This is a genomic window from Pseudomonas sp. R1-18 (assembly GCF_051132095.1).
In the GTDB taxonomy this organism is placed as follows: Bacteria; Pseudomonadota; Gammaproteobacteria; order Pseudomonadales; family Pseudomonadaceae; genus Aquipseudomonas.
Genome location: NZ_CP071658.1, coordinates 4,561,124 through 4,573,774, shown reverse-complemented (window position 1 = coordinate 4,573,774; position 12,651 = coordinate 4,561,124). Strand labels below are relative to the sequence as shown.

The following is a 12,651-nucleotide window of genomic DNA, read 5'->3' as shown; positions in this document are numbered from 1 at the left end:
TTCAGGCCCGGCGGATTGAACAGTGTGCCAGCGCCCCGCGCCGCTGGCTATCGGCGAACGATCAGATACAACCCGCTCGCCAGCATGATCGCCGCGGGCCAGGCGGTGAGCGTCAGCAGCTGCGTTCCAGCCTCACTCATCACCCAGGCCTGCACAGCGCCGCCTGCGAGTAGCGCCGCACCGGTCAGCCGCAGCGCCCAGCCATCATTGCGCTCCCGCCATGGCTTGGGCGGATCGGAGGCGTGCGGCCGGGACATGCGTTCGAGCAGATCGCGGGTCATGTTGGCCATGTGCGGCAGTTGTTCGACCTGGGATTGCAGATTGCTGAACAACGATTTGGGGCTGACGCGCTCGCGCATCCAGCGTTCCAGATACGGCTGGGCGGTTGCCCACAGATCCAGATCCGGGTACAGCTGACGGCCCAGGCCCTCGATGTGGAGCAGCGTTTTCTGTAGCAGCACCAGTTGCGGCTGGACTTCCATATTGAAGCGTCGAGCCGTCTGGAACAGGCGCATCAGCACCTGACCGAACGAAATGTCCTTGAGCGGCTTCTCGAAAATCGGCTCGCAGACGGTGCGGATCGCTGCCTCGAATTCGTTGAGTTTGGTTTCCGCCGGCACCCAGCCCGAATCGATGTGCAGTTGCGCCACGCGACGATAATCGCGCTTGAAGAAGGCAAACAGGTTACGGGCCAGATAATCCTGATCTTCCGGCGTCAGGCTACCGACGATGCCGCAGTCGATGGCGATGTACTGCGGGTCCCATGGATTGACCGTGCTGACAAAAATGTTGCCCGGATGCATGTCGGCATGGAAAAAGCTGTCGCGGAACACCTGAGTGAAGAAGATCTCCACGCCGCGTTCGGCCAGCAGCTTCATGTCGGTGCGCTGGTCGGCGAGAGTCGCCAGATCGTTTACCTGCACGCCGTAGATGCGTTCCATGACCAGCACTTTCGGCCGGCACCAGTCCCAGTACACCTGCGGCACGTACAACAACTGCGAATCTTCGAAATTGCGTCGCAGCTGGCTGGAGTTGGCCGCCTCGCGCAGCAGGTCCAGCTCGTCGTAAATGGTCTTTTCGTAGTCGCTGACCACGTCCACGGGGTGCAGCAGCCTGGCGTCGGCGGAAAGCCGTTCGGCGGTGCTGGCCAGAATGAACAGCCACGCCAGATCCTGACTGATGACCGGCTTGAGCCCTGGGCGCACGACCTTGACCACCACTTCTTCGCCGGTCTTCAGACGTGCGGAGTGAACCTGCGCCACCGAGGCGGACGCCAGCGGCGTAAGGTCGAAACGGCTGAACACTTCGTTGATGGTCGCACCGAGCTGATCTTCGATCAGCTTGACCGCCACCTGCTCGTCGAAAGGCGGCACGCGGTCTTGCAGCAGCATCAGCTCGTCGGCGATGTCTTCGGGCAGCAAGTCGCGGCGCGTCGAGAGCATCTGTCCGAACTTGATGAATATCGGGCCCAGGTCCTGCAGCGCGAGGCGCAGACGCGCGCCTCGATTCAGCTCCGACGCTCGACGTGGCAGCCAGCGCCACGGCAGCACGAAGCGCACGGCGAGCAACCACCAGGGTAGCGGCAGGGCGAACAGCAAGTCATCGAGGCGGTAGCGGATCACGACACGTTGAATGCGGAATAGACGTCGTACGGCAAGCAGCTTCATGCGTTATCGCTGGGAGTAGAGGATTGGGCAAGGCGTGCGACGCGCGCCTCAAGACGTTCCAGATCGAGCTTGATCTGATCGAGTTCGGCAAAACGGGCTTCGGCTTCGTGTTTGCCGACGACCGTGCGGGTTTCTTCGGCTAGATAGTCGGCGAGATTGCGGCTGATGCTGGCGAAGTTATCCCGGCTCCAGCGAGCCTGGCTGCGCAAGTGTCCACCAACCAACTGGCTGCCAACCGGGCCAAGCCAGCGGGAGACTTCGTATTCCCAGTCCAGCTCAAGGTCCTGAAGAACACCGGCCAGTTCAAGCAGCAGGCCGCTGTCGCCATCGAGCTCGACATCCGGGCCATGCAGCACGGCGGTCTTGTCCCGGCTCAAGGCCAGGCGCAACAGGCTGGCCGCAGGTGCCCGCAAGGTGCAGTCGGCCTCGGCGGCCCATTCCGATGCGAGCATCAGCCCTTCATCGCTGGGGATGATGAACAGGCGCAGCGCCGGATCACGGCAGTCGACAGCGATCACTCTGCCCGACAGCGCGGCGAGGCGCGGTATGGCCGTGCTGTCCATGCGCAGCACCCGATTGATGCCATGTTCGGCACCGGCGAGCAGAGCCCGGAGCAGCATCAGGGCTTGATACCGCGATGCAGAGCGACGATGCCGGAAGTCATGTTGTGATAGGTCACGCGGTCAAAACCGGCGTCGACCATCATCGACTTCAGGGTTTCCTGATTGGGGTGCATGCGGATCGATTCGGCGAGGTAGCGATAGCTTTCCGAATCGTTGGTCACCAGCTTGCCCATCAACGGCATGAACGCAAACGAATACGCGTCATAGGCCTTGGACATGAAGGCGTTGGTCGGCTTGGAGAACTCCAGCACCAGCAGGCGACCGCCAGGCTTGAGCACGCGCAGCATCGAACGCAGGGCGTCTTCCTTGTGGGTCACGTTGCGCAGGCCGAAGGCAATGGTCACGCAGTCGAAATGGTTGTCCGGGAACGGCAGCTTTTCAGCGTCGGCCTGGACGAATTCGACGTTGCCCGAAATGCCCAGATCAAGCAGGCGATCACGGCCGACCTTGAGCATGGAGGCGTTGATGTCGGCAAGTACTACGTGGCCGGTAGGGCCCACCAGGTGAGAAAACTTGCGGGTCAGGTCGCCCGTGCCGCCGGCGATATCCAGAACCCGGTTGCCGGTACGCACGCCTGACAGCTCGATGGCGAACCGCTTCCACAGGCGGTGCATGCCGCCGGACAGCAGGTCGTTCATCAGGTCGTACTTGGCCGCTACGGAGTGGAAAACCTCAGCGACTTTCTCGGCCTTCTGGCTTTCCGGCACACTCTTGTAGCCGAAGTGAGTGGTAGGTTCGGCATCGTTGCCTTTGCGCTGATCGTTCATATCGCTTCACCGGAATAGAATGCGGGCCATTCTAATCGCCCGCGACGGTCTTTGTCTTGACAAGGCTCACCGCCAACGCTTTCTTGGATACGGGCGGGTGTATATAGTTGCGCCGCATTTTCATCCGACGATCAAGGAACTCCCATGGCCAAGATAACTGTTGAACGCCCTCATACACTGGGCCTGGCTGAAGCGCGGGAGAGAGCGGAACAACTGGTTCAGAAGCTGGCCGACCGATACGGTCTGGCGCACGAATGGGTCGAAGACACCGTCCGGCTCGAAGGCAAGGGCGCCAAAGGGCGGGTCGACGTACAGGAAACGCTGATCCGCATCACCATTGAGCTCAACTTCATCCTCTCGGCCATGAGCGGCTCGATCAAATCCGAAGTCGAACGCGTTCTGGATAAAGCACTGGCGGCCTGACTGCTGCCCCTTGCTGTCGGGGCTGCCGCTACGCGGCAGATCGCGGGCAAGCGCGCTCCTACTGTGCGAGAAGCCAGATCGCGGGCAAGCAAGCTCCTACTGTGTGGGAGCCAGCTTGCTGGCGAAGGGTGTTTGAAGCGACGTGCCGCCCGGTCGCTCCTACTGGATCGGGCGAGCGATGCCTAGGGTGTGCATTCTAATTTTTCTCCGTAGTTTTGCGTCCATGCCCCATTCCTGGGGACGATCCTTCAACTTTCCAGAGTGAGGTGCATCATGGCCAGAACCAATGCGGCAAGCGCAAAGAGAAAAATCGAAGACGAAGCAACCGGCACGCTGTCCGAAGTCAAACAGTACGCACGCAAGATTTGGCTTGCCGGCCTGGGCGCCTATTCCAAGGTCAACCAGGAAGGCTCCGAGTACGTTCGCGAACTGATCAAGACTGGCGAGCAGGTCGAGAAAGAAGCCAAGAAAGTCGTCAATGAAAAGCTCGAAGCGGCCAACAGCGAGATCGATTCAGTGCGTGGCGAAGTGTCCGGCGTGGTCGGTCGTGTCGAGCATCGCATTGATCGTATCGAAACGGCTTTCGACCGCCGCGTCGCCAAAGCCCTGAATCGCGTGGGCATCCCTTCCAAGCGTGATGTGGACGCGCTCTCTGCTAAGCTCGATGAGTTGACCGCATTGCTGGAGCGCGTAGAGCCTAAGAAACTCGAACGCTCCGAGCCCAAACGACTCGAACGTTCCGAGCATGGAAACCGCGCCGAGCACGCCCATCGCTCCGAGCCTGAAGAATAAGGAGAGCAGGATGGCTGGCAAGAACAAAGCTGAAAAAAAAGAAGGCAGCTCCTGGATTGGCGAGGTAGAAAAATACTCTCGTCAAATCTGGCTGGCTGGTTTGGGTGCTTACTCCAAAATCAGCAATGACGGCAGTAAGCTCTTTGAAACGCTGGTGAAGGACGGCGAGAAGGCCGAGTTGGAAACCAAGGCTGAAGCGGAAAGGCAACTCGACGAAGTCAAGGATGCGGGCAAGAAAGCCAAGTCCCGGGTAGGCGATGTGAAAGGCCTGGCGCTGGGCAAGTGGAATGAGCTCGAAGGTGCTTTCGACAAGCGCCTAAACAGCGCCATTTCCAGGCTGGGCGTGCCTAGTCGCGTCGAAGTGCAGGCGCTGCACATCAAGGTCGACGAGCTGACCCGGCAGATCGAGCTTCTTACCGGCGAGAAAGTGCAGGCGGTCACGCCTCGAATCGCCGCGCCCGCTCCGCGAAATACTGCCAAGCCGCTGGTCAAGTCAGCCGCAAAAACGGTCGCCAAGGCTGCCGATAAAGTGGCGGACAAGACCGCAGCAGCCAAGCCAGCCGTGAAGAAAGCGGCGGCCAAGCCGGTCGATGCGGCCAGCAAGGCGGCTTCCAACACAGCGAGCAAGGCCCGGTCCGTAGCGAAGTCCGCTACCCCGAAAAAGCCGGCAACCCGCAAGGCCGCACCCAAACCCGCTCCAGAACCTGCGGCCAACACCGCGCCAGACGATGCCGCCCCAGCTGCGCCAGCCAGCTGATGCAGGTCTTCGCGGACAAGCGGCGTTCCGCTTGCCCGCGAACCACCCCAGGCATCATCTCTCCAGATACTGCATTGCCATTTCCTGCACGGCCTGTCTGGAGGTCGGGATCAGGTGTGGAGTGACCAGCATCATGATCTGATATACGACGATTTCTATCTCGGGCTCACGGCCCAGAATCCGTTGGTAATCCAGTGAAAACAACAGCGTCATGGTGATCTGTTCCACCAGTTGCCCAAGTGCCTGGGTTTCGCTGTCCAGTTGCCCCTGTGACTTGAGATGGGCCAGCAATGACGCCAGCGTCCGCTTGAGCGAATTGAGCAGGTTGCGCATGCCGCGTGCCAGCTTCGGCAAACGGCCGGCGAGGTTGGAGAGGTCCTGAAACAGAAATCGGTAGTGCGCCACGCGCTCCACGATCAGGTGCAGGAACAACCAGTAGTCTTCAGCCCCGAGGCGAGCATCGGCAGGTGGGTCGAGCAACGGCGTCAACTCACTCTGAAATCGCTCGAACAGACCGAGGATCAGCGGTTCCTTGCCGTGGAAGTGGTAGTAGAGGTTGCCAGGGCTGATGCCCATTTCATTGGCAATTTCCAGGGTCGAAACGTTCGGCTCGCCTTCCTGGTTGAACAGTGTGAGCGCACATTCGAGGATACGGTCGCGGGTCTTCATCCGGTCTACTTGTCTGGGTTCGGGATGTCCGGCATGTGGCGCGATACGCCGTGGCAGGGGCGCCTGCGAACAGGCGCGCCCCTGAGGTTGCCGGGCTGGGCTGTAAGAACGTAACGCCTTCAACGCACGTGCACGTAAGTGCCTGGCGCGGCTTCCATCGGTGGAAAGTTGGCGTTGCCCAGTTCCATGCTGGTCGGGCGCTCGGTCCCGGCATGCTCCTGAATCCATTTCAGCCAGGTCGGCCACCAGCTGCCCTCCTGCTGCTTGGCATCGTAGTACCAGGCCCTGGGATCACCGCTGAGCTCGCTGTGCTCGACGTAGTGCGATTTGGGGTTGCCCGGCGGGTTCAGGATGCTTTGCACATGTCCGCTGTTGGATAGCACGAAACGCCGCTCGCCTCCCAGCAGAAGCGTTGAGCGATACACCGCATCCCACGGGGTGATGTGATCGTTCAGGCCTGCGATGTGGAAGCTGTCCACTGTCACTTTCTGCAAGTCGATCGGCGTACCGCAGACTTCAAGGCCGCCCGGATGGACAAGCGGGTTGTGCTTGAAGAAGTCGAGCATATCGCCATGCAGCGCTGCGGGCAGGCGGGTGGTGTCGTTGTTCCAGTAAAGGATGTCGAAAGCCGGTGGCGACTTGCCCATCAGGTAATTGTTGACCCAGTAACTCCAGATCAGATCATTGGGGCGCATCCAGGCGAAAACCCGGGCCATGTCGCTGCCGTCGAGTACACCGTGCTGATAGGAACGGCGCTTGGCCGCTTCCAGGGTTTCCTCATCGATGAACAGCGACGCTGCGCTGTCGATCTGCGCGTCCAGCAAGCTGACCATATAAGTCGCGCTGGCCACCCGGCGAATCTGACGTTTGGCCTGCAAATGGCCCTGCAACGCGGCAATGGTCAGCCCGCCGGCGCAGGCACCGACGAGATTCACCTCTCGCGCGCCGGTGATCGCGCGGCAAACGTTCATTGCCTCTTCGGCCGCCTCGACGTAGCTCGACAGGCCCCATTCACGGTGCCGGACGTCGGGATTTCGCCAACTGATGATGAAGGTCTGCAAACCGTTTTTCAGCGCGTACTGCACGAAGCTGTTTTTAGGGCTCAGGTCGAAGATGTAGTACTTGTTGATCTGCGGCGGCACGATCAGTACCGGACGCGAGTACTGCTTCTCGCTCATGGGCTTGTACTGGATCAGCTCCAGCATTTCATTGCGAAACACCACGGAGCCCGCCGTGGTCGCTACCGTGCGACCGATCTCGAAAGCGTCCCGCGTGGTCTGGCGCGGCAGGCCGTTGTTATGCAGCATGTCGTCGACCATATGCCGCAGGCCCTTGAGCACGCTGGTGCCGCCCGAATCGAACAGCTCCTTGATCGCAAGCGGGTTGAGCAGCGTGTTGGTGGGCGCCATGGCGTCGTTGATAAGGGCGAACAGAAAGTGCGCCCTGGCGCGGTCGTCGCGGGACAGGTCGCTTTCATCGATCCACTTTTTGACCTGATGCTGCCAGCTGAGATAGACCTGCAAACCGCGTCGGTACAGTGGGTTGAGGCTCCAGGTCGGGTCGGCGAAGCGGCTGTCGCGCGGGTTGAGTGAGTAAGGCGTTTCGCCCAGCAGTACCACTCGCCCGACCTGGCTGCTCAGAGCCAGGGCCCGGCGGGCACTTCGAAACGGATGTCTCCAGCTTTGTAAGGCAACGGCGCGCAGGGTCGACAACAGATCGCGCCCGCGCAGGCCGCTAATGGCGCTTTGTGCATTGATGTAAGTGGCCGGAGTCGCTTCGGCCACCACGTTGGTATTTTTTTGCATGAGGGCAACACTCCTTCGTCGAGCCTTCAAAGCCAAGGGCTGACGCAGGCCTGCGCGCGCGGGCCTGCGCCGTTCTGCGCCGGTCGAAATCCTGTCTGTCGGCACAGTCGGTGATACGAATCCGTTCTCGAAGCTCTCCCGCTCCGTTGAGTACGGCTGATGGGGTCAACGCGTTCTGGGTGGCAGTGGCTGTGGATGCATGACTGCGCGTTGTCGTTCCTGCTGTAGAAAACTCATGATGATGGGCGCGACGGCTTCGGCCCGAGTGATCAGAAACAAATGACCGTCGTCGATTATGTGTAGCTGGGCATTGGGTATCCGCCAAGCGAGCAGACGCATATTTACCAACGGAATCAGCGGATCGTCGTCACCGGCCAGTACCAGCGTGGGCTGCCGAATCTTGTGCAGCCAGTGAATGCTGGTCCAGCCGACCCCCGCGAACAGCTGCCAGTAATAGCCGAGCTTGCCGGATGAACGGACCTTGGATGCATGGTTGGCGGCAAGGTACGGGTCCCGACGAAACGCACCGCCGTAAATCTCCGGCGCGATGCGAATGACATGCGAGGGCTGGATATATCGCCTGGGGCTGGCCATCAACCACAACACGCGCGGCTTGCCCGGCACCATCACCATGCCGGCCGCCGTGGCCGCGAGCACCAGCTTTTTACAGCGCTCCGGATAATCGTGGGCGAACTGCTGAGCCAGCGCGCCGCCCCATGACACGCCGATGACGTTGACCTGCCCGAAATCCAGATAATCGAGCATTCGGGCGGCCAGCCGCGCCAGACCTGGAAACCGGTACGGCGTGCTGGGTGTCGATGAGCCCCCGACGCCCGGTACGTCGAAGGCGATGACTTCCAGATCGGGGTCGAGCGCGTCGACGAACGGAAACACCAACTCCAGGTTGGCGCCGATGCCGTTGAAGATAAGCAGTGGCGTCAGGTGGCTCTTGCCACGCCGCACTGCGGTGCGAATCGAGTGACCGTCCAGGTCGATGGAACGAAAGACAAAGGGTTGAGGCATGCGCGAAGCCCTGTTCGTTGACTCCTGGCAAGCAATCCTGCGCTACGCCAGATCGACCGAGGCATGGCCTCATGAAATGAATGTGCATGAAGCTCACCGCCGGTACTGCCATCCTGGAGCCGGCCGCTTCCTTCAATACTAGCGTTCGTGAACGTAAGTGCCCGGAGAGGCTTCGCCCGCCGAATAAGCCTTGCTGCCCAGTGTCGCTGGCGCTTCCTTCAGTTCGCCCGATCGTTGCGTCAGCCAGCCCTGCCAGTGCAGCCACCACGAATCGGTGTGCTTGATGCCGTTCTCCTGCCATTCATGCGGGTCGACAGGCATTTCGGAATTGGTCATGAAGCGGGCCTTGGGGTTGCCCGGCGGATTGAGAATGCTCTGGATGTGGCCGCTGCTGGAAAGCACGAATTCAACGTTGCCGCCAAACAGGCGCGCCGATCTGTAGCAGGAGACCCATGGTGTGATGTGATCATTGGTGCCGGCCAGGCAAAAAACATCGCTGTTGACCTGTTTCAGGTCGATCGGCGTGCCGCAGACCTCAAGGGCATTGGGGCGGATCAGCGGATTGGTCTTGAACATCTCGATCAGGTCGCCATGAAAGGCGGCTGGCAGGCGCGTGGTGTCGTTGTTCCAGAACAGGATGTCGAACACCGGCGGCTCGTTGCCTAGCAGATAATTGTTGACCCAGTAATTCCAGATCAGATCGTTGGGGCGCATCCAGGCAAATACCTTGGCCATGTCGCGGCCTTCCAGCACACCTGCCTGGTAAGAGCGCCGCTTGGCAGTTTCCAGGGTCTGCTCGTCGACAAACAGCGCGACTTCGGTATCGAGGGTGGTGTCGAGCACGCTTACCAGCAGAGTCAGAGCATTCACCTTCTGCTCACCGAGCGCCGCGTAATGACCGAGCAAGGCTGTACAGGTGATCCCGCCCGAGCATGCGCCCAGCATGTTGACGTCGGGGCTGCCGGTGATCGCCCGCACCACGTCCACCGCCTCTTTAAGCGCTTCGATGTAGGTCGACAGGCCCCATTCACGCTGGGCTTTGGTCGGATTGCGCCAACTGATGATGAACGTCTGCACCTGATTGCGCAGGCAGAAGCGCGCCAGGCTCTTTTCCTTGCTCAGGTCAAAGACGTAAAACTTGTTGATCTGTGGCGGAACAACCAGCAGCGGCCGTTCGTGGACCTGCTCGGTAGCAGGTTTGTACTGGATGAGCTCCAGCACGTCGTTGCGAAAGACCACGGCGCCTTCCGACGTACCCAGGTTCTTGCCCACCTCGAAGGCATCCATGTTCACCTGGCTGGGCATGCCGCCGTTGTGCACCAAATCCTTGGCCAGGTGCGACAAGCCGTCGAGCAGGCTTTTGCCACCCGTCTCGAAGAAACGCTTCACTGCGGCCGGGTTGGCGGCCGAGTTGGTGGGCGACATCGCTTCGGTCAGCAGATTGATCACAAAATGACCACGGCTGATGTCCTGCGGGGACATATTGCTGTTGCCTATCCAGTCGTGGAGCTCCTTGCGCCAGGCCAGATAGACGCCCAGGTAGCGCCGGTACAGCGGGTTATGGCTCCAGGCCGGGTCGGAAAATCGACGGTCCTCCGGTGTCGGCTGCAGAGGGGATCTGCCCAGCAGGACATTGGTCAACTCCACGCCCAGGTGGGCGACATGCTTGAGGCTGTGAATGGGTTGCCTGAGCGACTGGCGCAAAATGATGCGAGCGGTGGTCATTAAATCTTTGCGGCGCAAGCCAACCACCGGGTTGAGGCCCAAGGTGTGCTCAGAGGCTTGCAGCGGCAGGTCATCATTGTTCTTGCTACTCATCTACGACGCTCCATTGTCCGAGACGAGTACCGACGTGCACCTGTGACCAGTGACACAGGCGCAATGCCGGTACTACTGCTCGTGTGACCGATGATGGTGTGCCAGCCAATTTCCGGAATTCATGCAAGCTACCGCGAAGGCGCCTGAACAGCTGCGCTTCACGTGACCACTGCTTCGCATACGGCTGTCCGCATCATTGTCGATGCAGGAAATTGACAAAGTCATTGGTTACGCGAGATTGCAAAAAATCGCAAGCAGCGTCAGTCATTGACCGCTGCGCGGGACATTGAAGCAAATACGATTAGAAAGTGCGTTCTAAAACGGCAGGCGGCGCGCCAAAGCGGTGGGTTGTCGAAGGGACGTCAGGCGGGCCGGAAGTGATGAAGTGATGAACGGCCGCAGTCAAAAGACTACAGCATCAGTTTGATGACCTGCTCCGAAGGATCACGGGACTTGCCGGCCTTCTTCAGTTCCAGCAGGTAATCCTCCCACAGAGCGTCCTGGCGCCTGCCCAGCTCGTAGAGATATTCCCAGGTGAACAGCCCGCTGTCATGACCATCGTCAAAGGTCAGCTTCAAGGCGTATTGCCCGGCTGGCTCGACCTTGAGCAAGCCCACGCCCTGCTTGCCGAATTGCAGGATCGGGTTGCCGTGGCCCTGAACCTCGGCTGACGGGGAATGCACCCGCAAAAACTCGGCCGGCAGGTGATACTCCTCATCCGGCGCGTATTTCAGCGTCAGCGTTCTGGAGGCCTTGTGCAGCTGGATTGCGGTGGGAAGTCGGGTCATGGGAATCAGCCTCAAGCTGAAAGCTACAAACTACAAACTACAAACTACAAACTACAAACTACAAGCTACAAGCTACAAGCTACAAGCTACAAGCTACAAGCTACAAGCGTCGTGGTTCAAGCCGAACGCTGCAAGCCGCAACGAGGTGATCCCTCTTGCAGCTTGCAGCTTGTGGCTTAAAGAATATAGCGCGACAGGTCTTCGTCGTTGGCCAGTTCGCCCAAATGGCTGTTGACGTAATCGGCATCGATGCTGATTACGCCAGCATCCGGGCTGCTTGCCAGGTCGCCGGCGCTGAACGATACCTCTTCGAGCAGGCGCTCCAGCAGCGTGTGCAGGCGACGGGCGCCGATGTTCTCGGTCTTTTCGTTGACCTGCCAGGCGATCTCCGCCAGACGCTTGATCCCGTCGGCCTTGAACTCGATGTTCAAGCCTTCGGTCTTGAGCAGCTCGCGGTATTGCTCGGTCAGCGAGGCGTGCGGTTCGCTCAGGATGCGTTCGAAGTCCTGTGGCGTCAGGGCTTTGAGCTCGACGCGAATCGGCAAACGACCTTGCAGTTCCGGCACCAGGTCGCTCGGCTTGCTCAAGTGGAACGCGCCGGATGCGATAAACAGAATATGGTCGGTCTTGACCATGCCCAGCTTGGTGTTCACGGTGCAGCCTTCGATCAGCGGCAGCAGGTCGCGCTGCACGCCTTCACGGGATACGTCCACGCCGCCGGAATTGCCGCGCTTGGCGACCTTGTCGATCTCGTCGATGAACACGATACCGTGCTGCTCGACCGCTTCCAGTGCCTTGACCTTCAGCTCTTCGTCATTGACTAGACGGCTCGCTTCTTCGTCACGGACCAGCTTGAGTGCTTCCTTGACCTTGAGCTTGCGGCTCTTCTTCTTGTCCTTGCCCATGTTGGCGAACAGGCTCTGAAGCTGGTTGGTCATTTCTTCCATGCCGGGCGGCGCGGCGATGTCGACGCCAACCGACTCATTGAGCTCGATTTCGATGTCCTTGTCGTCCAGCTGTCCTTCGCGCAGACGCTTGCGGAACAGCTGACGGGTGTTGGAATCGCCGGTCGACACCGGTTCTTCGTTGAAACCGCTGCGTGCAGGCGGCAGCAGCGCATCAAGGATGCGGTCTTCGGCGGCATCTTCGGCGCGGTGGCGAACCTTGACGATCTCCTGCTCGCGCAGCAGCTTGATGGCGGCGTCGGCCAGATCGCGAATGATCGACTCGACATCACGGCCTACATAGCCGACCTCGGTGAACTTGGTCGCTTCGACCTTGATGAAAGGCGCATTGGCCAGCTTGGCCAGGCGGCGGGCAATTTCGGTCTTGCCGACGCCGGTCGGGCCGATCATCAGAATGTTCTTGGGGGTAACTTCGACGCGCAGCTCTTCTGGCAGCTGCATCCGGCGCCAGCGGTTGCGCAGGGCAATGGCCACAGCGCGCTTGGCATCGTCCTGGCCGATGATATGGCGGTTGAGTTCATGGACGATTTCGCGTGGAGTCATGGACATATGAA

Annotated in this window: 12 protein-coding genes; 3 read left to right on the top strand and 9 right to left on the bottom strand. The window is 60.1% G+C overall.

The window, feature by feature from the left end:
* Positions 1–47: 47 nt before the first annotated feature.
* Genes ubiB through ubiE form a run of 3 tightly spaced genes read right to left on the bottom strand, consistent with a single transcriptional unit; the run spans position 48 to position 3,057 of the window.
* Positions 48–1,667, bottom strand: coding sequence for a ubiquinone biosynthesis regulatory protein kinase UbiB (gene ubiB, locus J3P77_RS20750; RefSeq protein WP_434678441.1), 1,620 nt, complete (start codon positions 1,665–1,667; stop codon positions 48–50).
* Positions 1,664–2,287 carry a ubiquinone biosynthesis accessory factor UbiJ gene (locus J3P77_RS20745; protein ID WP_434678440.1) on the bottom strand — a complete coding sequence of 208 codons (624 nt, stop codon included), beginning with the start codon at positions 2,285–2,287 and terminating at the stop codon, positions 1,664–1,666. Before J3P77_RS20745 ends, ubiB begins: the two co-directional genes overlap by 4 nt.
* Positions 2,287–3,057 (bottom strand): bifunctional demethylmenaquinone methyltransferase/2-methoxy-6-polyprenyl-1,4-benzoquinol methylase UbiE, encoded by a 771-nt coding sequence (gene ubiE, locus J3P77_RS20740; protein ID WP_434678439.1) that lies wholly within the window; start codon positions 3,055–3,057, stop codon positions 2,287–2,289. The genes J3P77_RS20745 and ubiE overlap by 1 nt, the downstream gene beginning before the upstream one ends.
* A 144-nt stretch (positions 3,058–3,201) precedes the next feature.
* On the opposite strand from ubiE, the gene J3P77_RS20735 reads away from it, so the two are divergent.
* From J3P77_RS20735 to J3P77_RS20725, 3 genes are all read left to right on the top strand, one after another.
* Complete coding sequence (locus tag J3P77_RS20735) at positions 3,202–3,480, top strand: polyhydroxyalkanoic acid system family protein (RefSeq protein ID WP_434678438.1); 279 nt, start codon at positions 3,202–3,204, stop codon at positions 3,478–3,480.
* Between the two features lie 273 nt (positions 3,481–3,753).
* Positions 3,754–4,272 (top strand): phasin family protein, encoded by a 519-nt coding sequence (locus tag J3P77_RS20730; RefSeq protein ID WP_434678437.1) that lies wholly within the window; start codon positions 3,754–3,756, stop codon positions 4,270–4,272.
* A 10-nt stretch (positions 4,273–4,282) separates the two neighbouring features.
* A complete protein-coding gene (locus J3P77_RS20725; RefSeq protein WP_434678436.1) occupies positions 4,283–5,029 on the top strand; it encodes a phasin family protein in 747 nt (248 codons plus the stop codon).
* 54 nt (positions 5,030–5,083) lie between these two features.
* Here the strand turns inward: J3P77_RS20725 and J3P77_RS20720 are convergent, their stop codons facing one another.
* The 6 genes from J3P77_RS20720 to hslU all read right to left on the bottom strand — a co-directional run bounded on the left by J3P77_RS20720 (position 5,084) and on the right by hslU (position 12,646).
* Positions 5,084–5,698 (bottom strand): TetR/AcrR family transcriptional regulator, encoded by a 615-nt coding sequence (locus J3P77_RS20720; protein WP_434678435.1) that lies wholly within the window; start codon positions 5,696–5,698, stop codon positions 5,084–5,086.
* A 119-nt stretch (positions 5,699–5,817) separates the two neighbouring features.
* The gene (gene phaC, locus J3P77_RS20715) at positions 5,818–7,503 is read right to left on the bottom strand and encodes a class II poly(R)-hydroxyalkanoic acid synthase (RefSeq protein ID WP_434678434.1); all 1,686 of its coding nucleotides are present in this window, start codon (positions 7,501–7,503) and stop codon (positions 5,818–5,820) included.
* Between the two features lie 165 nt (positions 7,504–7,668).
* A complete protein-coding gene (gene phaZ, locus J3P77_RS20710; RefSeq protein ID WP_434678433.1) occupies positions 7,669–8,526 on the bottom strand; it encodes a poly(3-hydroxyalkanoate) depolymerase in 858 nt (285 codons plus the stop codon).
* Positions 8,527–8,664: 138 nt separating this feature from the next.
* Entirely contained in the window at positions 8,665–10,344 is a 1,680-nt protein-coding gene (gene phaC / locus J3P77_RS20705) for a class II poly(R)-hydroxyalkanoic acid synthase (RefSeq protein ID WP_434678432.1), read from the bottom strand.
* A 410-nt stretch (positions 10,345–10,754) separates the two neighbouring features.
* Complete coding sequence (locus J3P77_RS20700) at positions 10,755–11,132, bottom strand: gamma-butyrobetaine hydroxylase-like domain-containing protein (protein ID WP_434678431.1); 378 nt, start codon at positions 11,130–11,132, stop codon at positions 10,755–10,757.
* A gap of 176 nt (positions 11,133–11,308) precedes the next feature.
* Positions 11,309–12,646 carry an HslU--HslV peptidase ATPase subunit gene (gene hslU, locus J3P77_RS20695; RefSeq protein ID WP_434678430.1) on the bottom strand — a complete coding sequence of 446 codons (1,338 nt, stop codon included), beginning with the start codon at positions 12,644–12,646 and terminating at the stop codon, positions 11,309–11,311.
* Between the last annotated feature and the right edge of the window lie 5 nt (positions 12,647–12,651).